Genomic DNA, 26,336 nt, shown 5'->3' on the forward strand with positions numbered 1-26,336 from the left:
TGACCATGGGCAATGACCGATCCCTGGTTCTTCTGCAGGGGCTGGTGGGAGGACTGCTTGCAGGCGTTGCTTTGACAGTGTCGGGACCTTGGTGGATGGTGCCGGCCCTGGCGCTGCTCTGGGCTGCGTCCTCCAGTTGTCTCGCCTCTGCGCTCTGGGGTGGCGTGGCCGTTCTGTTGAGCCATCGCTGGTTGCTGGCGTTGCATCCCCTGATGTGGATCGGTGTTCCCGCAGGGCTCAGCCTGCCGGTGGCTGCTGGGATTTGGTTGGCCTGTGCACTGCTGGCAGCCCTACTGCTGGCCTGTTGGAGTGGTCTTGTGAACCGCCTGCCCTTGCGGGGGAGTTTGACCCATGCCGTGATGGCCGCGTCCGTATGGGGATTGGTGGAAGTGGCGCTATCCCAAAGCCCTGTGTTTTGGATCGGAGTTGGTGGCAGCTTGCTTCCTGCCGACCCTCCTTTGGCTGCTCTGAGTCGCTGGATCGGTGAGGGCGGACTTGCCGCCCTGCAATTGCTGCTCGGCTGGTGGCTATGGCGCTTGCTGACGCTGTCCCGGCGTGATTCAGGTTGGCTCGGACTCCTGGCAGGCGGCCTGTTGAGCCTTGTTGTTCTTCATGGGATAGGGGCCAAGTTGCTGCAGAACCCAGTCATGATGGCGGCCCAATCTGAGCGAGCGGGATACAGCGTTGGCCTCTGGCAACCTGCGATTCCCACCCGTGAAAAATTTTCTGCGCAACGCCAACGGGACCTTCCCGGACGGCTTCAAGCTGCGCTTCAAGAGGCTGAAGCCGCTGATGCGGATTGGCTGATGGCACCTGAAGGTACGTTGTCGCTTAATGATTCCCTCATCGCACCGGCTCCGATTCCATTGATGAGTGGAGGGTTTCGCTGGTCGAGGGGACGTCAGCACAGCGCCATGCTTTTGGTAGAGGCTGGTAGCACCACTCCGATTGCCTCGATTGATAAGCATCGATTGGTTCCGTTAGGGGAATGGGTTCCGGCCTTGCCAGGCTTCAGTGGCCTCTCTGCCATCGGAGGCCTGGAGGCTGGAGAGCCATCCAGGCTTTGGCGCTGGGGCGGTCCACCTGCTTCTGTGGCCATCTGCTACGAGATCAGCAATGGAGTGGCGTTGGCTCGGGGCGTGGCGGAGGGGGCGGAGTGGATTCTTGCTGCGGCCAACCTTGACCCCTACCCCCGCCTCCTTCAGATGCAGTATTTGGCTTTGGCCCAGCTGCGCAGTTTGGAGACGGCCAGACCGCTGTTATCAACGGCGAACACGGGTCCAACGGCCTTGGTCCAAGCCAATGGTCAGATCGCAGAGCGCTTGGCGTCGTTCGATCCAGGCCTCTTGGTGGTGCAGTTCCAACCCCATACGGGTTTGACGGGGTATGTGCGCTGGGGAGAGTCACCCCTGCTGTTGTTGATCGGAGCCTCGTCGCTGATCTTGATCAGACCGGCGAGTCGATTAGCCCCCCGCCCAGCACGACCTCGCCGTCGTACATCACAGCCCCCTGACCAGGAGTGATCGAAAACTGCGGCTCGTGGAAGGTGAGCTTGCAGCGATGAGGGCGCTGTCCAGCCCGATCGTTAGCAGTGGCTTCGATGCAGATGAGATGGGCACGAACGGGTTCGCTGCGGTAGCGCACTTGCACCTCCACCTCCATGGGGGAACCGAGTGGGGGCGGGGCGATTGAGACCCAGTTCACAGCGCCAACCTCGCAGCCAGTGCGACCAGCTTCTGCCCTCGTGGCGACCACCACCTGATTCATGGCGGCATCGAGCTTCACCACATGGAGTGGTTCACTCCAGGCAATTCCCAAGCCTTTGCGTTGACCGATCGTGAAGTGTTCGATGCCGTCGTGCTGCCCGATCACCGTTCCGTCTTGCAGCACGATTTCACCGTCCCGCGGGGGAATGTAGGCATCGAGGAAAGCGCGCATCGAGCCATGGTGATCGGCGAGGCAGAGGTCCTGACTTTCTGGCTTGTCGGCAGTCCTTAATCCGTGGCGCCCGGCCTCAAGACGGGTGTCGGCCTTGGTGAGTTCGCCGAGTGGGAACACGACGCGCGCCAAAACTTCCTGGGGGAGGTCATAGAGGAAGTAACTCTGGTCTTTGCGGCTGTCTAAACCTCGCAACAGCTTCCAGCGGCCGTCTTCCCGGTCAAGACGAATGCGGGCGTAATGGCCTGTGGCAACCCTGGGGAGATTGCGTTCTTGCTCGGCCCAGGCGAGCATCGGCCCGAATTTCACCGAACGGTTGCACTTGGAACATGGCAGGGGTGTGATGCCAGCCCGGTAGCCATCAACCAAGCCTTGAACGATTTCGCGAACGAAGGTGTCTCTTGAATCCACCACGTGGTGGGGAACACCGAGCTGTTCACAGATTCCGGCAGCATCCACCAGGCCCTCGGCGCAGCATGCTCCCTTCCCGCTCATCAGCCAGAGCGTGAGGCCCTCCACCTCCCAGCCGGCTTCCACCATCAAGGCTGCTGTCAGTGAGCTGTCGACCCCACCCGAAAGCCCAACGGCCACCCGATGCTCACCAGGCCATTGGCGCAATCGCTCCAGGGCCTCGGCACCTGCTTGAGTTGCTGTAGAGGTGGTCATCTTGGCCTCGGCCGACATGGGCGGGCATCGCTGTCTAACTCCATAGTGAGGGCCCGGGTGTTTTTGGCTTGGTCTGGCCTCCTTTTGATGCGGATCACTGGCTCGTCAGTGCAGAGCAAATGCTGGCACTGGAGCAGGAATGGCTGGGGAGTGGTTTGCCTGTTGCCGCCTTGATGGAAGCCGTCGGCCAGGCGATGGCTGATTGGTGTCTTCAGCGCCGGAAGCGACTCGAGCAGGGCGTTTTGGTGTTAGTGGGACCGGGCCACAACGGTGGTGATGGGCTTGTGGTGGCGAGACGGTTGATCGCTGCCGGAGTGGAGGTGAGGCTGTGGGCCCCTCTGCCGCTCCGGCAATTGCTCACCCAAGAGCATTGGCGTCATCTGGAGTGGCTTGGGGCAATTGTTCTGGAGACGCAGCCGGATCCGAGGGACTCAGCTCTGTGGGTGGAGGCACTGTTTGGGTTGGGACAACATCGTCCACTCCCTGAGGGTTTGGCGCTGTTGTTTTCCGAACGCGAGCGTGTTCAGCCGGGTCGGTTAATCAGTTTGGATGTGCCTGCTGGGATGCATTCCAATCACGGCCGGATGCAGGCCGGCGGTGGGGCGGTGGCCTCCGACACGTTGTGCGTGGGTCTGGTGAAACGCGGGTTGGTTCAGGACGCAGCTCTGGCCAACGCGGGTTGTGTGCATCGTTTGGACCCTGGCGTTCCGCGCCAGTTGATTGATCAACGGGATGCATCTGCTGTGCTGCAAGTGATGGCAAAAGATCTGGTGACTCTGCCAGTTCCTCAAGATTCGCCAATGGCCATGAAATATCAGCGAGGCCGCGTCTTGGTACTCGCAGGTAGCGAGCGCTATCGCGGCGCAGCCGTTCTGGCGGCGCATGGGGCGATGGCGAGTGGCGTGGGAAGTCTGAAAGCCGCGTTGCCAGAAGCCGTGGCTGAGCTCATCTGGCAGTGGATTCCTGAGTTGGTGGTGTCGGCCTCGTTGCCAGCAACCGCATCGGGAGGATTGGCTTGGGGACCATGGCTGGCTCATGCAGATCTAACCCGCTTGGATGCGTTGTTGCTGGGCCCTGGTGTTGGAGCGCTCGAAGGGCATTGGGATGCCTGGGCAGAACCCTTGGTTTCGTTTCAAGGGCTACTCGTGCTGGATGCGGATGGGCTCAACGCCTTGGCCGGCTCAAAGCAAGGCTGGCGTTGGCTTTGCCGGCGTGAATTCCCAACCTGGATCACCCCACATCGCAGTGAATTCGCAAGGCTTTTCCCTGATTTCAGTGGTCGGGAACCGCTGGAGAGTGCGCAATGGGCAGCAGCAGAGAGCGGAGCGGTTGTGCTGCTTAAGGGTGCTCACTCATTGATTGCCGATCCGAATGGTGTGGTGCATCAACTCGTGGATACGTCTGTTCAGTCGGCTCGTGCGGGCCTTGGAGATCTGTTGGCTGGATTTGCCGTTGGCTGGGGTGCGCGTTGCCTGGCGTGTGGAGAGGAGTCGCGGGGCACGGCCCTTGCCGCCGCGGCTTTATTGCACGCCGAAGCGGCAAGAACCAGTGAATATGCCAGTAGTGCCAATGAGATTGCGAAAACCCTTGCTGAGCTCACCCGTCAGATTTGCGCCAATTAATTGTAAGAAAATTGATGAAGTTTTAAAATGCACACAATTCAAAACGCGCAAATGTGTCGTTTTCCTTTCAAGAATCTGAAGGGTTGCTGAAAACATTTGGGTTTATCGTTTTTTCATAGGAAAGTCTCACCACGCCCAAGAGACGAGTTGCCATGGTTTCCTCAACAGCTCGGACCTCCGAGACTCAGAGACGCAGAAGCAGTGATCCGATTAGTTGGTATTTGGCGACGATTGGCCGAATACCACTGTTGACCGCTGCTGAAGAAATTGAGCTTGGCAATCAGGTCCAGAAGTTCATGGAGCTGACCCAGGACGGAACAGTTTCTCCCGACAGCGAAGAGTTCAGCTCCAAGGACCGCCGCATGATTCGCGTTGGCCAGCGTGCCAAGCAGCGGATGATGAAGGCCAACCTACGCCTTGTCGTGAGTGTCGCGAAGAAATATCAAGGCAAAGGTCTTGAGCTTCTCGATCTCATTCAAGAGGGCTCCCTTGGCTTGGAACGGGCGGTTGAGAAGTTTGATCCAACTCGTGGATATAAGTTTTCCACCTACGCCTTTTGGTGGATCCGTCAGAGCATGACCCGGGCGATTGCTTGTCAGTCACGCACGATCCGTCTGCCCGTGCATTTGAGCGAGCGTCTCACCACCATCCGCAAAGTGAGTCTGGATCTCGCACACAAGCTGGGTGCGATGCCGAGTCGCCTCGAGATTTCAGAAGCTCTGGACATGCCTGTTGAGGAGCTCGACTCCTTGCTCCGCCAGGCTCTCACGACTAGCAGTCTTGATGCTCCTGTGAATGGAGAGGATGGCCGTAGTTTCCTTGGCGATTTGATTGCCGATTCCTCAGCAGAGGAGCCTCTCGACAAGGTCGAACAGCGCATTCACCACGAACAACTTGGCCGCTGGTTAAGTCACCTGAGTGAGCAGGAGCAACATGTGCTCACTCTGAGGTTTGGTTTAAACGGTAACGAGCGCCACACCCTGGCTCAAATTGGTCGTTTGCTCGATGTCTCGCGTGAACGCGTACGCCAGGTGGAATTGAAGTCACTGCGCAAGCTGCGTAATCTCACCCGTCGGATGTCTCCAACGTTCTGATGGCTCGAAGATTCCGCGGCTGGTCACAAGCATCAGTCGTGGTCATCTTTTTCGTCCTTCATGAGGTCATCAGATTCCCTGTGGTCCCTAGCTGATCAATTGGGTTCTTGTAGGCAATGGATCAATGCATTGTCGATTGATGTCTAGATCCTTGAACTGCGAGTCTTGTGGGGGTTCCAGTTGACATCCCGGATTCATAGAGCGACTCCAAAACGTCCAAACTCGCGAAGTGCTCACCCAATTGCGCGAGTCCGAACCTGTCAGAACAGTTGAGAGACTTCTGCTTTCATCCCTGAGACGAAACACTTGACCGAATCAAATCAGCCGAGCAAGCCCAGAGCGCTCACCTATACAGAAATGATGAATGGGGGTCAGCAACAAATCGATGGCGCAAAGCATCAGGCTGAGTTGGATCTTCAGCGCCGCAAGGATCAACAAGAGCGCTCAATCGAACATCTGGAGCAGTCCCTCAGGGGCAACATAATTGACCCAAGTATTGGATGAATGCTCTTGCTTGCATCGTTCTATCGGTGACTTTTGCGTACATGATTGTTCAGGTGCAAAAGATAAGTGGTTTCAGTGCACAGACGGTTCTAGCGCGACGATTCCGAGTTTGTCTTTGACAAGAACCGTGGATTTCGGATCAAAGAGGTTTTCGAAATGGATGTGCAATCTAAGGATTATAAGGGTTATGTTGAATCGATAAATGCTCTTCTTCGCCACATTGATGCCAATTTCTTGATGCTTTCCGAAAGGCGCCTTGAGGATGATCCTTTCAGTGATGAGGTGGTGGATTTCGTCCGTGATGACCGTGTTGCAATGCTGTCCTTTAAGGGTGGTTGCCTCATTGCCCTAACGGCTAAGTGGTGACAAGCAGCGCTTCAGCTTTTTCGTGTGAGTCAATTGGTAGAAGATGGTTGGCAACATCTCCCCCTTACTGATTTCCCCAGCGATTGATACCTCAAGGAAACCGCCTATGAATTTCACAATCAAGGACTCAATCTAAGAGTTAGTGCATCATGTTAAAATCGTAAAACTTGCTAAAGTGGTTTAGCAATACCAATCCAATGGCAGAACATACCTCCAAGCATTTCACGCTTCTGAAGCTAGAGGATGCATGGATGCTGAAATCTTCCCATGTCACTAAAGACCAAGATGGAGATTGGATGGTTACCAACGGTGAACTGCATGAATTGCTGGAGTTGCTGCAATCAGCAAAGAATGACTTCCAATGAATCAATCTAAGTGCCTTTGTTGGTTGCTTTAGTTTCCTCATCGTTGTTTGATCATAAGGAGGTGTCTAATGGAAAAAAGGTGGGCGCCATCCTCCTCTTCCCTTGCTGATTTCCCTGGCGATTCATAGCCCAAGGAAACCGCCTATGCGTTTCACAATCAATGCTCCATTTCTGGCACCGGTTGTACAGCTTCGTTGCCCTGAGGTTGTCGTGAAGAAAGGCTTCACTGATCAGAGAAGACTGTAGGGGCTAAGCAGATAAGGGAGCGCCTTGGAGACCACCTGGAGTTCAATGACGCAGATTTGGTCGTTTTTTGGTGGCTGTGACTTCTTGATTGGTGAATCTCTCGCTCCTGAGAAAAAAGTCATCGGCAGCTATTGCCACTGATGACAATCGTTATTGTGGTTTGCACGAAGCGAGTCAGTCATAGCCTGCTTGCTCGCCTTTCAGAACGAAGTGCGAGGGCAAAAAGAATGAAAAAGAAGTGAGCTTGTAATGCCCATCACCCGCCTCACTTCTTTGATAGGTTCATTTTGATACCGAAAAGAAAAATAGTCAACAGATTGGGAGATAGAGATACGTCATATATCGTGCTATTAACACGTGAAAAGCGCTACTTGCATGGCGATTCGAACGAGTTGGCTTGGAGGCACCCATACGAGAGGGTTTCTGAATCCATGTTCGTATGTACACGGGTGCAGAAAAATTTTCGAACGTTATTGCTGTAACCCTATGGTCTGGCTGCCGTTCTTAGAGATGGCAAGAATGGTTGCACCGGAAGCAATCATCAATGTTTCAAGCTCGCCTCCTGATCAGCTAGTTCCTGTGCATAAATTTGAATTTGAGTAACATACAGACTGCTGGATGCAGCTCCTCACACGCTCTTTTTGAGTTGTAACGATCATCCGCATCATCAAAGACGAAGAGGTGGAGTGATGCTCATCATCCTTGTTTGGCTTGGTCTTCTGCTCTTCACCAACCCAGAGGTCTGGTCAATGACGAATGACTGACTCCGCTCTGTTGGTGATGCAATTACCCCCGCCAAGGTCTGAAAGACCCTCCAAGATAGAGTGCAAGATCATGTTGTCAAAAAGGGTTAAGAACTAGAGTGAAAGCACTTCTACTCCTGATCTTGTTGCCATTCATGCCAGCAAAGGCAGAACAACAAGACATTCAGTGCCCGGGACAGAATACGGTTGAGATGAGGTGGTGTGTATCCAAGAGTTTGAAAAAGTCCAACAATGCACTTGAAAAGCAACTGACACCAAAGATTCTTGAGAGCTGGAAACAAGTAACCCAGAAAGTCTGTGCTGCTGCTTATCGACCATACTTACAAGGATCGATCTACCCGCAAATGGTTGTCGGCTGCGATGACCGACTCAATCGCACTCTGCTGAAAGAATTCAAGGGTCTTGGGGAATAAGGCTATTGCTCTCACTGCAACATAAGAGATTAATCGAAAGTATTTTGTTTGTTATGATAGTCGGAAAGAAAAGAACCGTCGTTGCTTCCTTGGCTAATGAGGCTTGCGAATGTCAAACTTCTCTCTTTTGTTTTTATCGGGCTTATAGGCTGTAATCGTCCATCAGCTGAAGATGCGATGAAATCGTGCGTGAAGTGGGGGAATCAAGGTATCAGTATTCGCAGCTATCAATACGGACTCACGTCACATACAAGAGAATGTTTATATGACAAAGGAAATAGACAGGTGGTTGGTTATGAAAAGGATGCTAAAAGCAATCAAGCAGCCCGCAAAAAAGTAAAGTACTTCAGGTATTGAGCAGAAATGCAAAGCGTAACTCTCCCTGCTCTTGTGTTCCTTGTATCTTTCATGCTGGGACGTGAGACATGCTAACGGTGCAGCACGGGGAAGAGAAGCGTGTACGAAGCGGGACAATGGAAAGATCATCACCAGTAAAAAAATTGATTGTCCGAGTCAGTATTTAACATTTAAGGAGTTTTGATTTGCAAGAGTGTTTGGTTAAAACTTCTAGGGCTATTCTGTTTTGAGTCGAAGATTTTAATGTGTGCTTGCATGGGTCTAGAATGTTCGCTAACGAATATAGGGAAAAAGGATTGTTCAGGCTTGGGCTGCAACGCTATTGCAATTTGTGAGTGAGTGTGAGCTGCCAGTATTGAGACAATAACTCATTAATGCTATCTCTATATTCACGAGCCTTGGTCCATTCAAAATTGCGAACTGCATGATGATATTTGCTTATTGCGTCAGACCTTAGGGTTCTAAACTCGATATCACTCATTAGAGTATTGCTGTTGAATATCATGGTGGTCTAAAGTCTTGAGTTGCAAATTAGTGACCCCCATGCAATGACTTAAAATTGCATGAAAACTGGTTATGAATTTATTAGCGAAGTTATTGATGGGGTCCGTGAGTAGTCGGCGAGAACTAGAGATTATGCAAATTTAACTGTGACCGCTAATGGCTTTGTGTTGCTATTGTCGGGGTATGAAAAAGGCATTCTTGCTGCTTCCTGTCCTGCTTTTGTTGGCGTCTTGCGGAGCCAATCGGGAGACATGTGCTCTTGCTGCTTCACGACAAATCTCTTACGAGGAAGCAGGGGAGCGGTTGGGGCTGAAGGACAACAGAGGAAAGGGGATTAGCTCAGTTGTTAGCAACTACTGTCAGTACTACTACAAGAGCTAGATGATTAAAAAGAGAATCCTTCTGTCTTCTGTCGTCCTTGCATCTGTGTTGGTTGGATGCGGGAAGTATGCATCACGGGAGCAGGCAAAAATAGCTTGTGATAAATGGAAGGATAAAGGTGAACGTATTGATTATTTGGTCCACTTTAGCGATTCTGATGCTTATGAAAAGTATGTTACGGATAGAGCCTGTAAGTTAGAAGAAGCTACCAGTCAGTTCCTTGGCTTTCAAGGAGAGTTTTCGAGAAAGCAAAGAGAGGTAGAAGGTGAAAGAACGGCTTATCTGGATGTGCCTGAACTTATCAATCTAAAAGTTGTAAAGCGCTTCTATTACTAGCACGGGTGTAAATCAATTTAGCTGTAGTCAATTATTTTAAGCATCTATCCAGACGTAAAAAGGAAAGATCTGCGAGGTTCCTTAGTGAATATTGCTCTGTTGTGGTGACTAACGCTTTTTTGAAGAGGTCAAGCAATTGTGATTGACCTGTCTGTACTGGTTGGCGGCTGAATCCTGCGTCTTCCGTTGAGTCCAGCTTCCACGGTTTGCCTTGTTTGGATTGAGACTTCTTCCAAACAGGACAAGTTCCCAAGCCCGTGGTCGTCCCCCTCGTTTATCACCCGGCCTACAGCGCACCTCTGCCCTCGAGCCATCGCTTCCCGATGGCGAAGTTCAAGTTCCTATTCGAGGCTTTAAGTGAGCTGGGGCTGATGACTCCCCAACAGTGGCATCGACCTCTACCTGCTCCCCGCCGCTGGCTCGAAACAGTTCATCAGCGCCGCTATCACGAGGCCTTTGCGCAAGGCACCCTTGATCGCCAAGCTCAGCGCAGGATTGGTCTGCCAGTTACCACTCCCTTGGTACAACGCACGTGGCTGGCTGTTGGAGGAACCCTCCTTACCGCCAGGTTGGCTCTTGAGAATGGTGTGGCCTGCCATCTCGCCGGAGGTACACACCATGCCTTCCCCGATCACGGCAGTGGATTTTGCATCTTCAATGATGTTGCTGTGTCAGCCAGGGTCCTTTTGGATGAGGGGCGGCTGCAGCGCTTGATGATTGTGGACTTGGACGTGCATCAAGGCGATGCCACTGCGCTGATCTTTGCTGAGGAACCGCGGGTCTTCACATTTTCTGCCCACAGCGCATCCAATTTTCCATCACGAAAGCAGAGCAGCGATTGTGATCTGCCATTCGTGGATGGTGTGGAGGATCAGGCTTACGTTGCTGCGGTTGGTGAGGTGCTTCCCTCACTCCTCGATCGCTTTAAGCCTGAGTTGGTGCTTTACAACGCTGGAGTGGATCCGCATCGAGACGATCGACTCGGGAGGCTCTGTTTATCCGATAGGGGACTATTGCAACGCGATCATCTCGTGTTTGATGCCTGCCTGCGTCGTCAGATCCCTGTGGCCAGCGTGATTGGGGGTGGTTACGACGCCATTGAGCCCCTCGTGATGCGTCACGCTCTGGTGTTCAGAGCTGCGGCAGACCAGGAGAGATTGCATGGTCTTTAGCTGGGCAACATTTCAGTCTTCCGCCCAGATATAGCGCGTGAGCTCAGATGAATTCGGCTCTGGAGCATTGAGGGCAAAGTCCACGCAGTCCTGCACTTCAGCATCAATCTCTTTTTCGATCGCGCGCAGTTCATCAGCGCTCACCAACCCTTCACCAACAAGATCGCGTTCAAAGGCCTTGAGGGGATCGCGCTTGGCCCAGAATTGCTTTTCTTCCTCGGCTCGGAGTTCATCAGGGTCGGCAAGCGAATGACCTCGGAATCGATAGGTGAGGCATTCAAGAACCGTTGGACCCTCCCCTGCCCGTGCCCGTTCGATCGCCCGTTCAGCAGCGGCTCGTACGGCAAGCACGTCCATACCATCCACCTCTTCCCCTGCCATTCCGAAGGCAGCAGCCTTTCGCCAGATTTCCGGATCGCTGGTGGCGCGGTCATGGGCCATGCCGATGGCCCACTTGTTGTTCTCCACCACAAACAGGATGGGCAACTTCCAAAGTTGGGCCATGTTGAGGCATTCAAAAAATTGCCCGTTGTTGCAGGTTCCATCTCCAAAAAAGGCTGCGGTGACGGAGTCACTGCTGGAATCGCCCATGGCATCACGCCTGTAGCGACTGGTGAAGGCAGCGCCTAAGGCAACAGGGATTCCCTCGCCGATAAACGCAAAACCGCCCAGCAGGTGATGGGCTTTCGAAAACAAATGCATCGAGCCGCCCCGACCCTTGCTGCAGCCGGTTTCCTTGCCAAACAATTCACTCATGACCTCACGGGCTGGGACGCCTGCGCTTAAGGCATGAACGTGATCGCGATAGGTGCTGCAAAACCAGTCGTGTTGACGCTTCATGGCGCCGATCACGCCGGTACTCACCGCTTCTTGGCCGTTATAGAGGTGAACGAAACCAAACATCTTTCCGCGGTAGTACATCTCCGCGCATTTGTCTTCAAAACGGCGACCCAGGGTCATGTCGCGGTACAGCGCCAACCCTGTCTCGCGATCCACGCTGGCTCTTTGACTGGTCACGAGAGACGACAAGCGCTCCGCATGAGCTCCCATCGGGGACGCGCCATTCGCAAGCTTTTGATCGATGCCCGCCGCTGCGCCTACTGCGATGTCCTGACTCATGGCACCACCTCTTTGACAACGAACTTTAAGGGGCCGTGTTGAGGCGATGGGCAAAACCCCTTTCGCTGCCTAAAGTCTCTCTGCTAATGAACGCAACGCTGGTGGAATTGCCCATCGATCATTTCCGCCTGTTGGGCGTCAGCCCTTCAGCTGAAACCGAGTCGGTGTTGCGGACGCTGCAGTTGCGTCTTGATCGCTGTCCAGATCAGGGTTTCACCCATGAGGTCCTCATGCAGAGGGCTGAGTTGTTGCGGCTTTCTGCCGACCTCTTGAGCGATGCGTCGCGTCGGCAGGACTACGAGAGCACCCTTCTCCAATTGGGTCGTGATCATCCGGAAGAGACGGCGGGGCTGGAATTGGCTTCCAGCCGTGAGGTCGCCGGTTTGATGTTGCTATGGGAGGCCCATGCACCGCACGAGACCTTTCAGCTCACCCGCCAGGTGCTGCAACCTCCTCAGGCGCCCGTGCTCGGTAGTGGTCGCGAGTCGGACCTTGCCCTGTTGGCGGCACTCTCTTGCCGTGATGCGGCCCGTCAAGACCAGGACCAGCGCCGGTATGAATCCGCTGCCGGGCTGCTGACTGAGGGACTGCAGTTGCTCCAACGTATGGGCAAGCTTCCCGATTATCGGCAGCGGCTTGAAACGGACCTAGAGCAGCTCACTCCCTATCGAATTTTGGATCTGTTGAGCCGTGATCTGGCCGAGCAATCAGCCCGTCAAGACGGATTGGTGATGCTGGAAACCTTCGTTCAAAAGCGAGGTGGTCTGGAGGGGGAGGCTGCCGACTTGACCACGGCTGGCATGGACCAGGGCAGTTTTGAGCTGTTTTTCCAGCAGATTCGCCGCTTTCTCACTGTTCAAGAACAGGTGGATCTGTATGGACGTTGGGAGCGGTTTGGTTCCTCTGATGCCAGCTTCCTTTCCGTGATGGCCTTGGTAGCCGCTGGATTTTCCCAACGCAAGCCTGAGCGTGTTCAGGACGCCCGCAGCAAACTTCAATCCCTGGTGTTCGTTGGTTTGGATCTCAATCCATTGCTGGGATGCATGGATCTTTTGCTCGGTGATGTGGATCGGGCCTTGGAGCATGTTCATGCCAGCCCGGATGCGGAGCTGCAGGAATGGCTGGCGAACCACCCCAGTGATGATCTCGCGGCCCTTTTCGATTACTGCCGTACCTGGCTGGGACGGGATGTGCTCCCCGGCTATCGCGATGTCGATGCCCAGGTTGTTGACCTGGAGGCCTGGTTTGCTGATCGAGATGTGCAGGCGTATGTGGAGAGTCTGGAGCGCAAGGAGGGGCGAAGCCTGCTAACGCCCGATCCATCCGCAAAGTCTGCATCAGACAAGGATTGGAGCTTTGGCAATCTCCCTCCATTGGGTCTTGATCCAGAGGGCTCCATGCCCCTTTCTTTTGGAGATGGGGAGGCCTTGTCTGACCACAGTTCAGATTCAGCTGTCGACGAGGCAAGAGGGAGTGGACTGAGCAGCTTTATCCCAGCGGCCTGGACAAATCTGAAAAGCCGACGCCCGTCCCTATCCCGACTCTCAGAGTCTCGCCGCAAACTGTCCAGCCGGACCCTGTCACGTCTTTCACTGTCGCGGCTTTCGATGTCGCGCTTGTCCCTCTCCAGGCTTTCCCTGCCACAGCTTTCGCTCTCTCAGCTGTCGATGAATAGCCCTTCTTTGCGGCAAAACAGGCGTGCTTTGTGGATCGGCTCAGGGGTGGTTCTGGTGGTTGTGGTGGTTGTGTTCAGCCTTGTCGGGCTGAGGCGCGAGGCACAGCAGGAAATCGCAACCACCGCACCAACGAAACCCACGGAGGATGCCCTACCCATTGCTGATGACGTTTCTTCTCCGCCGAAGGCCACGCTCAAGCAGGAACCCCTTAGGTCCAGCGAACGCATTGCGCCTTTAGCGGTGGCAAAACCGAGTGAGGTTCAGCTGCAAGCCCTTCTCCAGGCATGGCTTGACCTCAAGGCAACGGCGTTGCTTCAAAAGGGTGGGACGGAATCCCTCGCTGATGTGGCTCGTCCAGTGCTTGTGGGTCGCGTGCGTGATCAGCAGGCCGCCTTATTGCAGGATGGCCTCGTCCAAAACATCCAGGCTTCGATCACCTCGATTCAGACGGTGAGTTCAACGCCTTCTCGCATTGAAATAAGAGCACAACTCACCTACCGCGATCAAACTCTGAATGAACAGGGAGAGGTGGTTGCTGAAACTCCTGCTGGCAACTTGCCGGTCACCTACATCCTTGGCCGAGATCCAGATGGTTGGCGCCTGCAGGCTTATATCCCGGGCTAGCCGCCTTGCTTAGACGCTCGCTGTCTCTGGATCCACCCATGATGTTCAACAAAGGGCCGGGACTTTTACAGTTGGATCCAGTGCCGCGCGGACTTCCTCCATGTTTGACGAGCTTTCAGCCCGTTTTGAAGATGCCGTCAAAGGGCTGAGGGGCCAGGACACAATCTCCGAAACGAATGTGGAGGGGGCGCTCAAGGAGGTCCGGCGGGCGCTCCTCGAGGCGGACGTGAGTCTGCCGGTGGTGAAGGATTTTGTCTCTGAAGTTCGTGAAAAAGCGGTCGGGGCTGAGGTTGTTCGTGGTGTAACGCCCGACCAGAAGTTCATTCAGGTTGTGCATGAGCAGCTTGTCGACGTGATGGGCGGCGGCAATGCCCCGCTCGCGAAGGCCGATCAAGCGCCCACGGTGGTGTTGATGGCTGGGTTGCAGGGAGCCGGTAAAACCACGGCGACGGCCAAGTTGGGTCTTCATTTAAAGGATCAGGGTCGCAGGGCCCTGATGGTGGGTGCCGATGTGTACCGCCCTGCTGCAATTGAGCAGCTGAAGACCCTCGGCGGTCAGATCGGTGTGGATGTGTTCAGTCTTGGCATTGAGGCGAAGCCTGAGGCCATCGCAGCTGCCGGTTTGGCCAAGGCAAAAGATGAGGGGTACGACACCCTCTTGGTCGACACGGCTGGCCGTTTGCAAATCGACTCCGAGATGATGGAGGAGATGGTGCGGATTCGTGGCGCCGTGCAGCCCGATGAGGTGCTGTTGGTGGTGGATTCGATGATTGGCCAGGAGGCGGCCGAGCTCACCCGCGCTTTCCACGATCAGGTGGGGATTACCGGAGCTGTGCTCACCAAGCTCGATGGTGATTCACGCGGTGGTGCGGCGCTGTCGATTCGCAAGGTGAGCGGTCAGCCGATCAAATTCATCGGTACGGGCGAAAAGGTTGAGGCTCTTCAGCCTTTCCACCCCGAGCGGATGGCGAGTCGCATTCTCGGGATGGGGGACGTGCTCACGCTGGTGGAGAAGGCGCAGAAAGAGGTTGAACTCGCTGACGTTGAAAAAATGCAGAAAAAGCTGCAAGAAGCGTCGTTTGACTTTTCAGATTTCCTGCAGCAAATGCGCTTGATCAAGCGCATGGGTTCCCTTGGGGGACTGATGAAAATGATCCCTGGGATGAACAAAATCGACGACGGCATGCTCAAGCAGGGAGAGCAGCAGTTGAAAAAAATCGAAGCGATGATCGGTTCGATGACAGCGGCGGAACGGACGCAGCCTGAGTTGCTGGCAGCGCAGCCCTCGAGGCGCCGCCGGATTGCCTCAGGATGCGGCTACCAAGCAGCTGATGTCGACAAAGTGCTGGCTGATTTCCAAAAGATGCGCGGCTTTATGCAGCAGATGACCAAAGGCGGAGGAATGCCTGGAATGCCAGGGATGCCAGGCATGGGTGGAGGTGGATTCCCCGGAATGGGTGGCGGGATGCCAGGCATGGGTGGAGGCATGCCCGGAATGCCAGGGATGGGGGGTGGAATGCCAGCTGGCCAGCCTGGAGCAGCTCCCCGTCGGCAGCGCCCTTACAAGAAGAAGAAGGGTTTTGGTCAGCTTTGAGTCCGCGGCACGGTAGGTTGGTCGCTTAGCGCAACGATTTTGCTGTGCTGAATTCCACCTTTAAGCAAGCGCCACGATGATCAAGCTCCGCCTGAAGCGGTTCGGTAAGAAGCGGGAAGCGAGTTTCCGCCTCGTGGCCTGCAACAGCACGTCACGCCGAGATGGCCGCCCCCTGCAGGAGCTGGGTTTTTACAACCCACGCACCAAGGAGACCCGCTTAGACGCCGAGGCCCTACGTGTGCGCCTCAGTCAGGGTGCTCAGCCCACCGATGCCGTTCGCTCCCTGCTCGAGAAGGGCGGATTGCTCGAAAAGTCTGTGCGACCTGCTGAGACCATCGGCAAGTTGAAGCAAGCTGCTGCCCGCGAAGCTGCCGGGAAGAAGGCTGCAAAAGAAGCAGCAGAAGCCAAGGCTGCAGAAGCAGCAGCGGCAAGTGAATCTGACGATTCAGGCACTGAATCAGCCGAAGGCTGATCAAATCCATGCGCGAAGCTGCCGCAACAGGTCGCTTCGTCCTTGATCTCCCCCATTCTGAAGCCGCTCTTGCGTTAGCAGGATCGGCAGAACAGACTCTGCATCAATTGGAGGCCCTCACCGGTGCGTCCCTTGTGATGCGGGGTCTTCAGCTTGAAATGTCTGGTCATCTTGTCCAGATCGAACGTGCTGCCGCGGTGGTGGAGTTGGTCCGGCCGATCTGGCAGCACGGTCAAGCGGTCTCTCAAGTTGATCTGCAATCAGCGTTGGGAGCCTTAAACACCGGCCAAGCTGAAGATCATGTCGCCATGGGCGATCAGGTGCTCGCCCGCAACCAAAAGGGCAACCTTCTGCGTCCGCGCACGTTGCGTCAGAAGAAGTACGTGGATGCGATGGAGCGCCATGACCTCACCTTTGCGCTTGGTCCTGCCGGGACGGGAAAAACATTCCTGGCGGCCGTGCTGGCCGTGCGCATGCTCACGGAGCGAAAGGTTGAGCGCTTGATCCTCACGCGGCCAGCCGTTGAGGCTGGAGAGCGTCTTGGTTTTCTTCCTGGCGACTTACAGCAAAAAATTGACCCCTATCTCAGGCCCCTCTACGACTCCTTGCATGCCCTGCTTGGACCTGAAAAAACCACCTCTCTGCTTGAAAAAGGTGTGATTGAAGTGGCTCCACTCGCTTATATGCGAGGTCGAACCCTGGCCGGCGCGTTTGTGATTCTTGATGAGGCGCAAAACACCACGCCTGCCCAGATGCGCATGGTGCTTACGCGTTTAGGGGAGCGCTCACGCATGGTTGTCACGGGTGATATCACCCAGCAGGATTTACCTCCTGGCCAGTTGAGTGGTTTGGTGGAAGCAGCGCAGGTGATGGAGGGGGTGGCCGGTGTTGCCGTCTGTCATCTCACAGCGGCTGATGTGGTGCGCCATCCGCTGGTGCAACGCGTAGTGGAGGCCTATGCCAGCTTTGATGACCAATCTGACCCTCAAACAGCAGCTGATACGAGCCGGCTCAGGGGTCCTGAATAGGGATCAGCAACTGTAATTTTTGTCACCTGCTCGCAGATGGGGTCAGGGTTTAGAAAGGTTTACCTTGTGATCTGAATCGATAGGGGGATCCACACTTCTGCTGTCGGCCATTCCCTGTCATCGCTGGCAAGATATAGGCAGTCTTCAGTGAAAGGCATGCCAGCCAGCAGTAATTTTCAAGAGGCCATCCGCGAGGCCCAATCAAGTGCTCTTGTGGGCCCCAATGTTGTCAATAAAGCCCTGCCCTATGTGGGTGGCGGCATGGTGCTCACTGCCGCAGGTGTTTTAGGTGGTATTTCCACCCTGGCATCCCTGGGAGGACAGACGTTCCAAACTCTGTCGTTCGTTGCGATCATCCCTTGGTTCATCTTGTTTTTTGTCGCTCAAAACGCGGCTAAAAAAGGGAATAACGGAACGGCTCTCCCCCTTCTAGCCACCTTTAGTTTGCTCACAGGGTTTACCCTCACAGGCTTAGTTCTTCAAGCCGTCGCTGTGGCAGGTGCTGCTTCGATTGGCATTGCCACGCTCGCGACCGGCCTCACCTTTGCGATTGCCTCCGTGGTTGGCAGAAGGATGAGCGATAGCGTTGGACAGGCTTTATCTGGTGTGGTGGGGCTTGGCCTCATTGGTTTGATTATTGCCATGGTGGTGCAATTAATCGGCAGTTTCTTCGCTCCAGGTGTCTTTGCTGTTGGCGCGTTTGAATTGATGATTGCCGGTTTCGGCACTGTGTTGTTTGTAGGCATGGCCTTCGTGGACTTTTACACGATGCCTCGCACCTACCGCGATGATCAATATCTTGCAGGTGCGTTGGGAATGTATCTCACCTATATCAATCTGTTCATCTTCATTTTGCGTCTGATCATTGCCCTTCAGGGTGGTGGTCGTCGTGACTGAGTTTGCTTGAGGTGGCAAACCTCAATCTCAAGTCATTTTTCAATCCCGGCAATGTCCGGGATTTTTTATGGACAGTGTGTGTCGACCTGTAAGGAATTAAGGCGGATTGAACGACGCTTTGCTCTATTGACATCGAGGTTGGCAAGGCCATTCATGCCCAAGAAGAGTGCAGAGGCAATGGGGAATGTTCAGGGCAATCGACGGGTTCAATTCATTCTGCGAATAGCAATTGCCGCCGCCTTAGGCGGCTTTTTGTTTGGTTATGACACGGCCGTCATCAATGGGGCTGTGTCTTCCATTCAATCCACATTCAACGCGTCTGCCGTGAATCTCGGACTTGCGGTGTCGTCAGCACTCCTGGGGTCTGCAGCTGGTGCCTTGGGTGCTGGTTGGCTTGCTGATGGGATTGGACGTCGCCGAAGTATGTGGCTTGCGGCGCTTTTGTTTGTTGTGAGTGCACTGGGCTCTGCATTGGCGTCCCGATTGATTGATCTGGTGGCCTGGCGCTTGATTGGGGGTGTGGCGGTGGGTTTTGCCAGTGTGCTTGCGCCTGCCTATATCGCAGAAATCTCACCAGCGGAGATGCGTGGCCGCACGGGGTCTTTGCAGCAATTGGCCATTGTTCTGGGGATTTTTATTGCGCTTTTGAGTGACTATTTATTGGTTCTTGCCACCCCAGATCAAAACCCCATGTCGCCTTTGGGGGCGATGGCGGCATGGCGATGGATGTTGATGTCTGAGATGGTTCCTGCTGTGATTTATGGGGCCATGGTGTTGCAAATACCAGAAAGTCCTCGCTATCTGGTGCAAAAAGGTCGGATTGAGCAGGCTCGTGTGGTGATCTGCAAAACCCTTGGCGAGCCAACACAACCGGTGATTGATCGGATTCAATTCAGTCTTGGCAACCATGAAGGGAGTTCAATTGCTGATCTTTTTTCCAGGCGAACATTGTTTTTACCGATTGTTTGGACAGGGATATTGCTAGCGATGTTTCAGCAGTTTGTGGGTATTAATGTCATCTTTTATTACTCAAGTTCATTGTGGAAGTCCGTTGGTTTCAGTACGACGGACAGCCTGATTATTACTGTTATTACTTCAGTCACGAATGTCGTGACGACCTTCCTGGCGATTCTTACGATTGATCGATTGGGGCGGCGTCCGTTGCTGATGATGGGTTCTGTCGTGATCACGATCAGCTTGGGGCTGATGAGTTGGGCTTTTGCTGGAGCTCCGATCGTGAATGGTGCGCCTGCGCTTTCAGGGGCTTCCTCATGGGTGGCCTTGATTTCAGCCAACGTTTTCGTCTTTGCTTTTGGCTTCTCTTGGGGACCGGTGATGTGGGTTCTCTTGGGAGAGATGTTCAATAACCGCATTCGTGCCCTCGCCTTGGGGTTGTCTGCCACCGTGAATTGGTTGGCGAATTTTGTGATCTCCACCACCTTCCCTGTCTTCCTTGAGTCGTCAGGACCGTCCCTGGCCTATGGCCTGTATGCCACGGCTGCGGCGATTTCGTTTTTCTTTGTTCTATTCATGGTGCGGGAAACCAAGGGCCGGGAACTGGAGGAAATGGTCTGACGGCTTCCGTCTTTTGGTTGAGGTTTGAGTTGGTTTTGCGTGGTTTCAGGCGTTGTGGCACATCGTTCCTCGTCACGGCGCTGGCACTCCTGTCTTCCCTGGAACCCCAGCTTGCGTGGGCGGAAGAGGTCAAAACCACGACAGATGCGGTCTGGCAGGTCACTCCTCAACCGTTGTTGCACAACTGGTTGGATCTGCCTGACTGGGTTTCGTTCTCGTTGGGATACGTCAATGAAATCAATGGCAATCCTTCCGGAGGTTTGCAGCAGAGGGTTACATACACTCACAATCTCTCTTTAAACACAAGTTTTTCCTCTGGGTTTCGTCGCCCAGAATCCGAATGGGATGAATTTGATGCATGGAAGTTGGTGATCAATGCATCTCAACGTTCCGGTACAAGCCTGTCTGAAAAGATCCCGAATGCGCAGTCTGTTCAGCAAATTTTTGGTTATGGGCAAACGTTCCGACTCGCTGGTCTTTGGGTTGAGCGCAATCAAAGCGAAACAGGCTTGCTCAAAGTAAAGCTCGGGAAAATGGCAACATTTGATGACTTTGCTTCATCACCGCTGCTTTGTTACTACAGCAATAATGGCTTTTGTGGCCAAATCTGGGGTGTCCCTAATTCACTCCCCGTGGCGGCCTACCCCGCTAATCAGTATGGAGCGGTCCTTCACTTAGGTGATCATGATCGTCATACCTTGCGCTATGGAATTTATCAAATTAATCCGAAAGGATTTGAGCCAGGATTTCATGGTGCTGATTTCCAAATCTCTCCATCTGCAAACGGCCTTGCCCAGTTTTTGCAAGTCGACATTCCCTTCGCAAAGCGATCTTCAATTCCTGTTAAAAAGACAGAGAGCGGCCATTTGCAAATTGTCCCCGAGGATGAAAAGGATTTTGATTATGTTTCAGGACTGCCAACCCCCGGGCTGCAGTTGGGTGGTTGGTTAGGGCGATGGGATTTTCCTCTTGTGAAGGATCCGCTCCAAATTTCTAAGGACAACAATGGCGTTTATGGACTGGTGTCGGTGCCCATGACCCTCAACAACTTGGTGTTGGACGGACAGCTTTGGGCGAATGCATCGCTTGGATTGAATTCCGATGTGCAGCAGATTCCTATGTTTTATGCCGGTGGTTGGGTCGGGAAAGGATTATTTCGGAATCGCCCTGATGACACGGTGGTGCTTGGCTTCTCCCATGCCAGGTGGAGTCCATCAGTGCAGACGAATCAGGTATGGGAATCGATTGTTGAATTGGGTTATCAGTTTGCATTGGGGGACAACGTCAGTATTCAGCCCAACCTTCAAGTGGTATTTAATCCTTCAGGGACAGGTTCGGTGCCGGATGCTTTGGTGTTGGGGATGCAAATGTCTTTCTTGTTCTAATTTGAACGTCACGCATTTGAACGTCGCGACTTAGTCGGCGACCGCTTCAATCGCGCGTGCAATCGCTTTCTTCTGGTTTGCGTCATATCCCCAGCGATCGAGAAAAGCCACATCCTGTCCTTGATTGTGGCTTGCTGCTGCCAACAAGGTTTCTAAGCGTGCCTTGACGCTGTGGGGTTCGAGTTGGCGTAGCAACTCGGTGCAGCGCAGGTTGACGCGCTCCGAACCTGCAGCTTGCAAATCATCCGATTGCTTGCGGTGGTGTACCACCATCGCGGCGCTCATGGCGAGATTGCGAGCGGTGAGATCCACCACTCCTTCACCACAGGAACGCAGTTTGCCCACAAGGGCTTCAGGCAATCGATCCATCAGGGCACTATCGCCAGCCAGGCTGATCACAAAAAAGCCCCGCGCTCCATCGCGACTGGCCACAAGCTCCCCGACTCGATCGGCGATCACCTCATCGCTGATTTCTTCTTGATCCCATTGCTGGAGCCAGACAGCGGCGATCTCCATCGCCTGTTGAAACGTCGGCGCTTGAACGGAATCCGAAACTTGCGACTCGGTTTCTGACGGAACAGTCGAGGCCTGATCTGTCATGGGGCTTGAGGCACGGGGGTTAGGTCTCTCATCAGATTAGGTAGATAGGTCTTGGCAGCGTCTTTTTCAACACTTGTTCGAGACACCCTTCTCTTGACGCAAGCATCGCCAAAGTAGGGACAATCATCTGGAGACGTGTGGAAGCTCATGATCTCCGTGTGAAGCGGCCAACGGGGCATTGGCAGGCCTTACTGCGTCATTGCCAGCAAAGCGGTGAGTCACATGGCGCCGTGGTGCGCAAAGCATTGGCGGATTACCTCGACCTAGATCATCAAACCCTTTGGCAGCTGTCCACCTCCACCGCCGTTGTGGAAGGGGTTTTTGGAGGTGCCCTTCAGGTGAAAGACCTGCTCGACCATGGCGACTTTGGTCTTGGCACCTTTGAACAACTTGATGGTGAAGGGATTCTTCTTGATGGGGTCTGTTGGCAGGCGAGGGCAGATGGCAGCCTGATCAAGGCGCCGCCTGATGAGGCCATCCCTTTTTGGGTTGCCACCCATTTCCAGGCTGAACGTCAGATGAGCGTGATTGACATCGTCAGTATTGAGGATCTTGGCGCGCGGATCGACCCGTTTCGGCCCGGAGCCAACTTGTTCGTGGCGATCCAAATTAAAGGGGTGTTTGAACGGGTTGAGATGCGAACGGTGTCGAGGGTGCCTGAAGGTGTGGGCTTGCTCGAGGCTTCCAACAACCAAGCCATGGTTTGCATCGAGAAGGTGTCTGGAACCTTGGTGGGGTTTTGGAGCCCTGAGCACACCACCAGCTTGAACATCCCTGGTTATCACTTTCACTTTCTTTCGGACGATCACAGCAGCGGTGGTCATGTCCTGGATCTCAAAGCGGATTCTTTGGAGGTTGAACTGGACTTTCAATCGAATCTCAGGCTGGCTCTACCAGAAACCAAGCAGTTTCTTGAGGCTGATCTATCCCATGACATCAGCGAACAACTCCATAGGGCGGAAACCAAACCTCAGGACTGAGTCGGTGACAGCGCAGACTTAAACGATGGTTGAGTCTCTTTCTGGTTCGTTCACCAGCGATAAGCCCAAGGGATTTCGCTCTGGGTTTGTTGCGCTGATTGGCCGCCCCAATGTGGGGAAATCCACGCTGGTGAATCAGCTCATCGGCGACAAGATTGCGATCACCTCACCCGTGGCCCAAACCACCCGCAATCGGTTGCGCGCGATCCTCACCACGGATGAAGCCCAGCTGATCCTGGTGGATACGCCAGGCATTCATAAGCCCCATCACTTATTAGGGGAGCGGCTAGTTCGTAGTGCCCGATCAGCGATTGGGGAGGTGGATCAAGTGCTGCTTTTACTGGAGGGATGCGAGGCCCCGGGACGGGGTGATGCTTTCATCGTGCAATTGCTGCGACAGCAGTCCTTGCCGGTGCAGGTGCTGCTCAACAAGTGGGATTTGGTTCCTTTGGAGCAGAAGGATGCTGCCGATGCGGCCTACCGAGAGCTTCTCAGCGAGACCGATTGGCCGGTCCATCGCTGTAGCGCCCTGAGCGGTGATGGCTGCCCCGAGTTGGTGAAGGCGATTAGTTCTTTGATGCCCGAGGGGCCCCAGCTGTATCCATCGGACATGGTGAGCGATCAGCCTGAACGCTTGCTGATGGGAGAACTAATCCGTGAACAGGTGTTGCTCAATACGCGCGAAGAGGTGCCCCACAGCGTTGCAGTGAGCATTGATCGCATTGAGGAGATGCCGGCGAAGGGCAAGGGACATGGGCGTACGGCGGTCTTGGCCACGGTGTTGGTGGAGCGCAAAAGCCAGAAGGGAATTTTGATTGGCAAAGGCGGGGCCATGCTTAAAACGATTGGTCAGGGCGCGCGTCTGCAGATGCAGACCTTGATCGATGGTCCGGTGTATCTCGAGCTGTTCGTGAAGGTGGTTCCCGATTGGCGAAGTAAGCCGGCCAGGCTCGCGGAGTTGGGGTATGTGGGTGATTAAGGAGAGGTTGCTGGGCCTGCGAAGATGCATGACATGAGCGATCAAACTCCGTTCCCGCCGTCAGATCTCGACGGGTTTCTTGCCCTCTGCGTGGGCCGTTGGATGAGCTTGCGAAGCCGCTTCCTGATCCATGCATCAGAGCAGGAATGGCATAGCAGTGAGCGGGGCGAGATAGAGGTGTCGGCTTCCGTTGTTGCTGGTGTGCCCTGTTTGGACGTGACTCCCGCGGAGGGTGTTCAGAGCACCCTGGCGTTTCAGGCTGATGGCTGTCTCGCGATCCATGCATCAGGCAAGGAGCACACTGGGCGTTGGCAGCTGCTTCCTGATGCCAGCCTTGAGCTTCAAGTGAAAGCCAACAACGGCGACCAGGTGCTGGAGCGTATTTGGTTCACCAAACCCAACCTGCGTCTGCGCAGCACTACGGCGATTGGTGACGATGGACAGCCCAGTCAGGGCAGTTTCTGCTCCGAGATCCGACGCGTTAGTCGTCCGCAGAGCTGAGAGCTGATGGCTCCCTATCGCCTCGATGTGATCAGCTTGGCGCCGCAGGCCTTTGCGCCATTGCCTGAGGTTGGGGTGATCGGTCGTGCCTTTGGGGCCAAGATTGCTGAGTTGCACCTCCACAACCCTCGCGATTACGCCATCGACCGTCATCGCAAGGTGGACGATGTGCCCTACGGAGGGGGGGCTGGCATGGTGCTCAAGCCAGAACCGGTGTTTGCCGCTTTTGAGGCGGTACCGGTGTGCCCACGACGGCGTGTGCTGTTGATGTCGCCGCAGGGGCAACCGCTGCGGCAGGTTGACTTACAACGCTGGTCGCAGGATTACGACCAGTTGGTGTTTCTGTGCGGGCATTACGAAGGCTTTGATGAACGCATCCGCTCCTTGGCTGATGAGGAGGTGTCGATGGGAGACTTCGTGCTCACTGGCGGTGAACTGCCTGCCATGACGATCATCAATGGAGTGGTGCGGTTGTTGCCCGGCACGGTGGGCACGCCGGAATCCTTAGTGGAAGAAAGTCATAGCGATCTCTTGCTTGAGCATTCGCATTACACCCGCCCGGCGGATTTCCGTGGCATGACTGTTCCCGATGTTTTACGCAGCGGTGATCATGGCGCCGTTGCTCTTTGGCGTCAGCAGCAGCGTGAGCAGCGCACCCAGGAGCGTCGGCCAGATCTATGGAACCGTTGGCAGCAGATCCAAAATCCAACCCCTCCCGCTCCCTAGATTGGAGGCACGGGTATGGCGGATCAGGCACGCCATTCCCAATTTCGGTGGTTTCTGCTCTGAAGGCAATGCGCCTTTACACCGATGGCAAGGGTGCGCTGTTGACACAAACTATGGACATCGAGATCGGAGGCGCTTTGACAGACGACACTCCACCTGAGTTATCAGCAGAAGCAAGCTGACTTCAGGTCCCTGCTCCAACAGTCTCAACAAGACGTGGGTTGTTCCTTTGGTAGGCAATGCCTTGCGCGCCACGCCAATCGATGCTCCACCTGCACCGTCCTAGGTGCCCTACGGAGAACACGACCCCACACCTAGAGCTCCGGCCCCAGGTGATCCTGCAGACAGTCGCTTCGCACCAATCTTTCAGTTCACTGTGTTCGATACGAGGTCCAGACTTCCGCGATACAGATTCACTGATTAATGGTCTGCGATATGCATAAACGAGCGAGTTAGGCCGTCTTTCCTATCTGGGAGGGGCGGCCTCTCTTCATGGGGCTTTGTTGTTGTTCATGCTCAGCAGTGCTGACGTGGACGGCATGAACAGGCCTCCTCCGATGGGCGTTGAAAGCAGAGCTCTGGGGCTTCAGTGATGACTGAAAACAGATTGATGGATTAAACGATGAATGTGTTGCTTGAGATTGCAAAATGAATTGCTTTAAGTGATGCAAGTATTTCCATGGAAGAGGAGCAGTTGATTTGTGATCTTCCTGATTAGATCGCTGTCAATCAATAGTGGTGAGGATCATCTTGAGGGGGATTGAATTCTCAGCAACTCAAGCGCTGAATGAAACCCGTTCTCCAAGTAGGCTCGTTATAGCTTTGATTTTTGGAGATGAGACATGGTTGAATCTTCTCATTGAGATATTTCATGATGATGGTCGGCAACATCTAGACCATCTGCTCCATGGGCTCTCTATTGATCTAGGTCTTACAGCCAGAACGGAAAACTAACGACTAGGGGGTTCCCTTTTTCGTTGTTGATTGCTTCGTTCTGATCAGGCTGGCGCGATTTTCCGCAGATATCTTGGCTTGGTGTTTGTTGTGCAGCTCTCAATGGATAGCTTTCAAAATCTCATGAGGATCTGCATTAATGTTCCGCCCAAACCCACTCCGATCGAGAGGCAGGCAATCCAGACGCTGAGTGGAGGCGGGTTGCCAGGTGGCATGGTTATCTCCCGTTAGTTCATCACAGGCTCCGGAGGAAATAGAGGAATGAAGCATCATTCCTCTGACTAACCGGATCACGAAGGACCAAACCCCTGGTCCTTCGCTCTTTTCTATCGTCAGGCCTTTGCATCTCCTGCTGTGTTGTCGATGAGAGATGATGATGTTTTCAAAGAGGCATGTTGATGTTTCTTTTGAAGAGTTGCTATTTTCCTGGTTATCTTTGTTTGTTTCTGATGATGAGTTGGTTGCTTGAGTGATGCCTTGTGGTGGATCAATTGCTTG

Annotated in this window: 23 protein-coding genes; 20 read left to right on the forward strand and 3 right to left on the reverse strand. The window is 54.3% G+C overall.

From position 1 onward, the window contains the following. The first annotated feature begins 5 nt into the window (after positions 1-5). Positions 6-1,523 carry an apolipoprotein N-acyltransferase gene (locus tag SIC18_RS06505; protein ID WP_250395421.1) on the forward strand — a complete coding sequence of 506 codons (1,518 nt, stop codon included), beginning with the start codon at positions 6-8 and terminating at the stop codon, positions 1,521-1,523. Here the strand turns inward: SIC18_RS06505 and mnmA are convergent. Further along, positions 1,447-2,622: a tRNA 2-thiouridine(34) synthase MnmA gene (gene mnmA / locus SIC18_RS06510; protein WP_071840711.1), complete on the reverse strand. Its 1,176-nt coding sequence runs from the start codon at positions 2,620-2,622 to the stop codon at positions 1,447-1,449. The two genes, SIC18_RS06505 and mnmA, sit on opposite strands and share 77 nt — an antisense overlap. A gap of 50 nt (positions 2,623-2,672) precedes the next feature. On the opposite strand from mnmA, the gene SIC18_RS06515 reads away from it, so the two are divergent. The 7 genes from SIC18_RS06515 (at position 2,673) to SIC18_RS06545 (ending at position 10,728) form a co-directional block, all read left to right on the forward strand. Continuing rightward, complete coding sequence (locus tag SIC18_RS06515) at positions 2,673-4,226, forward strand: NAD(P)H-hydrate dehydratase (protein WP_413430447.1); 1,554 nt, start codon at positions 2,673-2,675, stop codon at positions 4,224-4,226. A gap of 152 nt (positions 4,227-4,378) precedes the next feature. Further along, on the forward strand, positions 4,379-5,320 hold the full coding sequence (locus tag SIC18_RS06520) for an RNA polymerase sigma factor, RpoD/SigA family (protein WP_250395420.1): 942 nt from the start codon (positions 4,379-4,381) through the stop codon (positions 5,318-5,320). Positions 5,321-5,980: 660 nt separating this feature from the next. Then, complete coding sequence (locus SIC18_RS06525) at positions 5,981-6,190, forward strand: hypothetical protein (RefSeq protein WP_413430448.1); 210 nt, start codon at positions 5,981-5,983, stop codon at positions 6,188-6,190. A 197-nt stretch (positions 6,191-6,387) separates the two neighbouring features. Continuing rightward, entirely contained in the window at positions 6,388-6,555 is a 168-nt protein-coding gene (locus SIC18_RS06530) for a hypothetical protein (protein WP_011618729.1), read from the forward strand. 1,144 nt (positions 6,556-7,699) lie between these two features. Then, positions 7,700-7,978, forward strand: a complete 279-nt coding sequence (locus SIC18_RS06535; RefSeq protein ID WP_413430449.1) for a DUF1311 domain-containing protein — start codon at positions 7,700-7,702, stop codon at positions 7,976-7,978. Positions 7,979-9,220: 1,242 nt separating this feature from the next. Further along, the gene (locus tag SIC18_RS06540; protein WP_413430450.1) at positions 9,221-9,556 is read left to right on the forward strand and encodes a hypothetical protein; all 336 of its coding nucleotides are present in this window, start codon (positions 9,221-9,223) and stop codon (positions 9,554-9,556) included. A gap of 257 nt (positions 9,557-9,813) precedes the next feature. Continuing rightward, positions 9,814-10,728, forward strand: coding sequence for a histone deacetylase (locus SIC18_RS06545; RefSeq protein WP_413430451.1), 915 nt, complete (start codon positions 9,814-9,816; stop codon positions 10,726-10,728). Positions 10,729-10,740: 12 nt separating this feature from the next. On the opposite strand, the gene pdhA is transcribed toward SIC18_RS06545, so the two are convergent. Next, entirely contained in the window at positions 10,741-11,847 is a 1,107-nt protein-coding gene (pdhA, locus tag SIC18_RS06550) for a pyruvate dehydrogenase (acetyl-transferring) E1 component subunit alpha (protein ID WP_048346005.1), read from the reverse strand. Between the two features lie 86 nt (positions 11,848-11,933). Here pdhA and SIC18_RS06555 point away from each other — a divergent pair, with 86 nt between their 5' ends. The 7 genes from SIC18_RS06555 to SIC18_RS06585 all read left to right on the forward strand — a co-directional run bounded on the left by SIC18_RS06555 (position 11,934) and on the right by SIC18_RS06585 (position 21,098). Then, positions 11,934-14,147, forward strand: a complete 2,214-nt coding sequence (locus tag SIC18_RS06555; protein ID WP_413430452.1) for an ARC6/PARC6 family protein — start codon at positions 11,934-11,936, stop codon at positions 14,145-14,147. Between the two features lie 100 nt (positions 14,148-14,247). After that, positions 14,248-15,741 carry a signal recognition particle protein gene (gene ffh / locus SIC18_RS06560; protein WP_048346006.1) on the forward strand — a complete coding sequence of 498 codons (1,494 nt, stop codon included), beginning with the start codon at positions 14,248-14,250 and terminating at the stop codon, positions 15,739-15,741. 76 nt (positions 15,742-15,817) lie between these two features. Next, positions 15,818-16,213, forward strand: a complete 396-nt coding sequence (gene rpsP, locus SIC18_RS06565; RefSeq protein WP_250394943.1) for a 30S ribosomal protein S16 — start codon at positions 15,818-15,820, stop codon at positions 16,211-16,213. 8 nt (positions 16,214-16,221) lie between these two features. Further along, positions 16,222-17,241: a PhoH family protein gene (locus tag SIC18_RS06570; RefSeq protein WP_413430453.1), complete on the forward strand. Its 1,020-nt coding sequence runs from the start codon at positions 16,222-16,224 to the stop codon at positions 17,239-17,241. Between the two features lie 156 nt (positions 17,242-17,397). After that, positions 17,398-18,138 (forward strand): Bax inhibitor-1 family protein, encoded by a 741-nt coding sequence (locus tag SIC18_RS06575; protein WP_048346009.1) that lies wholly within the window; start codon positions 17,398-17,400, stop codon positions 18,136-18,138. A 153-nt stretch (positions 18,139-18,291) separates the two neighbouring features. After that, positions 18,292-19,713, forward strand: a complete 1,422-nt coding sequence (locus SIC18_RS06580; RefSeq protein ID WP_413430454.1) for a sugar porter family MFS transporter — start codon at positions 18,292-18,294, stop codon at positions 19,711-19,713. Between the two features lie 29 nt (positions 19,714-19,742). Then, positions 19,743-21,098, forward strand: coding sequence for a carbohydrate porin (locus tag SIC18_RS06585; RefSeq protein ID WP_053068499.1), 1,356 nt, complete (start codon positions 19,743-19,745; stop codon positions 21,096-21,098). Between the two features lie 30 nt (positions 21,099-21,128). On the opposite strand, the gene SIC18_RS06590 is transcribed toward SIC18_RS06585, so the two are convergent. Beyond that, a complete protein-coding gene (locus tag SIC18_RS06590; RefSeq protein ID WP_048346011.1) occupies positions 21,129-21,698 on the reverse strand; it encodes a hypothetical protein in 570 nt (189 codons plus the stop codon). 158 nt (positions 21,699-21,856) lie between these two features. Between SIC18_RS06590 and budA the strand changes: the two genes are divergently transcribed. From budA to SIC18_RS06615, 5 genes are read left to right on the forward strand one after another with little or no spacing between them, the layout of a single operon-like run. After that, positions 21,857-22,678: an acetolactate decarboxylase gene (gene budA, locus SIC18_RS06595; protein WP_413430455.1), complete on the forward strand. Its 822-nt coding sequence runs from the start codon at positions 21,857-21,859 to the stop codon at positions 22,676-22,678. 25 nt (positions 22,679-22,703) lie between these two features. Then, complete coding sequence (era, locus tag SIC18_RS06600) at positions 22,704-23,657, forward strand: GTPase Era (protein WP_048346012.1); 954 nt, start codon at positions 22,704-22,706, stop codon at positions 23,655-23,657. Positions 23,658-23,681: 24 nt separating this feature from the next. Beyond that, complete coding sequence (locus SIC18_RS06605; protein ID WP_413430456.1) at positions 23,682-24,158, forward strand: phycobiliprotein lyase; 477 nt, start codon at positions 23,682-23,684, stop codon at positions 24,156-24,158. A 6-nt stretch (positions 24,159-24,164) separates the two neighbouring features. Continuing rightward, on the forward strand, positions 24,165-24,884 hold the full coding sequence (gene trmD / locus SIC18_RS06610; protein WP_048346013.1) for a tRNA (guanosine(37)-N1)-methyltransferase TrmD: 720 nt from the start codon (positions 24,165-24,167) through the stop codon (positions 24,882-24,884). Positions 24,885-24,931: 47 nt separating this feature from the next. Then, complete coding sequence (locus SIC18_RS06615) at positions 24,932-25,066, forward strand: hypothetical protein (RefSeq protein ID WP_284498638.1); 135 nt, start codon at positions 24,932-24,934, stop codon at positions 25,064-25,066. Positions 25,067-26,336: the final 1,270 nt, after the last annotated feature.

The sequence above is a fragment of the Synechococcus sp. Cu2B8-bc1011 genome (assembly GCF_047302735.1).
GTDB lineage: Bacteria > Cyanobacteriota > Cyanobacteriia > PCC-6307 > Cyanobiaceae > Synechococcus_C.

Excerpts from the sequence above, each read along its gene's own strand:
- ffh (WP_048346006.1), top strand. The coding sequence starts at position 14,248 with ATGTTTGACGAGCTTTCAGCCCGTTTTGAAGATGCCGTCAAAGGGCTG.
- SIC18_RS06575 (WP_048346009.1), top strand. The coding sequence starts at position 17,398 with ATGCCAGCCAGCAGTAATTTTCAAGAGGCCATCCGCGAGGCCCAATCA.
- SIC18_RS06580 (WP_413430454.1), top strand. The coding sequence starts at position 18,292 with ATGCCCAAGAAGAGTGCAGAGGCAATGGGGAATGTTCAGGGCAATCGA.
- trmD (WP_048346013.1), top strand. The coding sequence starts at position 24,165 with ATGGCTCCCTATCGCCTCGATGTGATCAGCTTGGCGCCGCAGGCCTTT.
- SIC18_RS06570 (WP_413430453.1), top strand. The coding sequence starts at position 16,222 with ATGCGCGAAGCTGCCGCAACAGGTCGCTTCGTCCTTGATCTCCCCCAT.
- SIC18_RS06590 (WP_048346011.1), bottom strand. The coding sequence starts at position 21,698 with ATGACAGATCAGGCCTCGACTGTTCCGTCAGAAACCGAGTCGCAAGTT.
- mnmA (WP_071840711.1), bottom strand. The coding sequence starts at position 2,622 with ATGTCGGCCGAGGCCAAGATGACCACCTCTACAGCAACTCAAGCAGGT.
- SIC18_RS06555 (WP_413430452.1), top strand. The coding sequence starts at position 11,934 with ATGAACGCAACGCTGGTGGAATTGCCCATCGATCATTTCCGCCTGTTG.
- SIC18_RS06525 (WP_413430448.1), top strand. The coding sequence starts at position 5,981 with ATGGATGTGCAATCTAAGGATTATAAGGGTTATGTTGAATCGATAAAT.
- pdhA (WP_048346005.1), bottom strand. The coding sequence starts at position 11,847 with ATGAGTCAGGACATCGCAGTAGGCGCAGCGGCGGGCATCGATCAAAAG.
- SIC18_RS06530 (WP_011618729.1), top strand. The coding sequence starts at position 6,388 with ATGGCAGAACATACCTCCAAGCATTTCACGCTTCTGAAGCTAGAGGAT.
- era (WP_048346012.1), top strand. The coding sequence starts at position 22,704 with ATGGTTGAGTCTCTTTCTGGTTCGTTCACCAGCGATAAGCCCAAGGGA.
- SIC18_RS06535 (WP_413430449.1), top strand. The coding sequence starts at position 7,700 with ATGCCAGCAAAGGCAGAACAACAAGACATTCAGTGCCCGGGACAGAAT.
- SIC18_RS06505 (WP_250395421.1), top strand. The coding sequence starts at position 6 with ATGGGCAATGACCGATCCCTGGTTCTTCTGCAGGGGCTGGTGGGAGGA.
- SIC18_RS06540 (WP_413430450.1), top strand. The coding sequence starts at position 9,221 with ATGATTAAAAAGAGAATCCTTCTGTCTTCTGTCGTCCTTGCATCTGTG.
- SIC18_RS06605 (WP_413430456.1), top strand. The coding sequence starts at position 23,682 with ATGCATGACATGAGCGATCAAACTCCGTTCCCGCCGTCAGATCTCGAC.
- SIC18_RS06520 (WP_250395420.1), top strand. The coding sequence starts at position 4,379 with ATGGTTTCCTCAACAGCTCGGACCTCCGAGACTCAGAGACGCAGAAGC.
- rpsP (WP_250394943.1), top strand. The coding sequence starts at position 15,818 with ATGATCAAGCTCCGCCTGAAGCGGTTCGGTAAGAAGCGGGAAGCGAGT.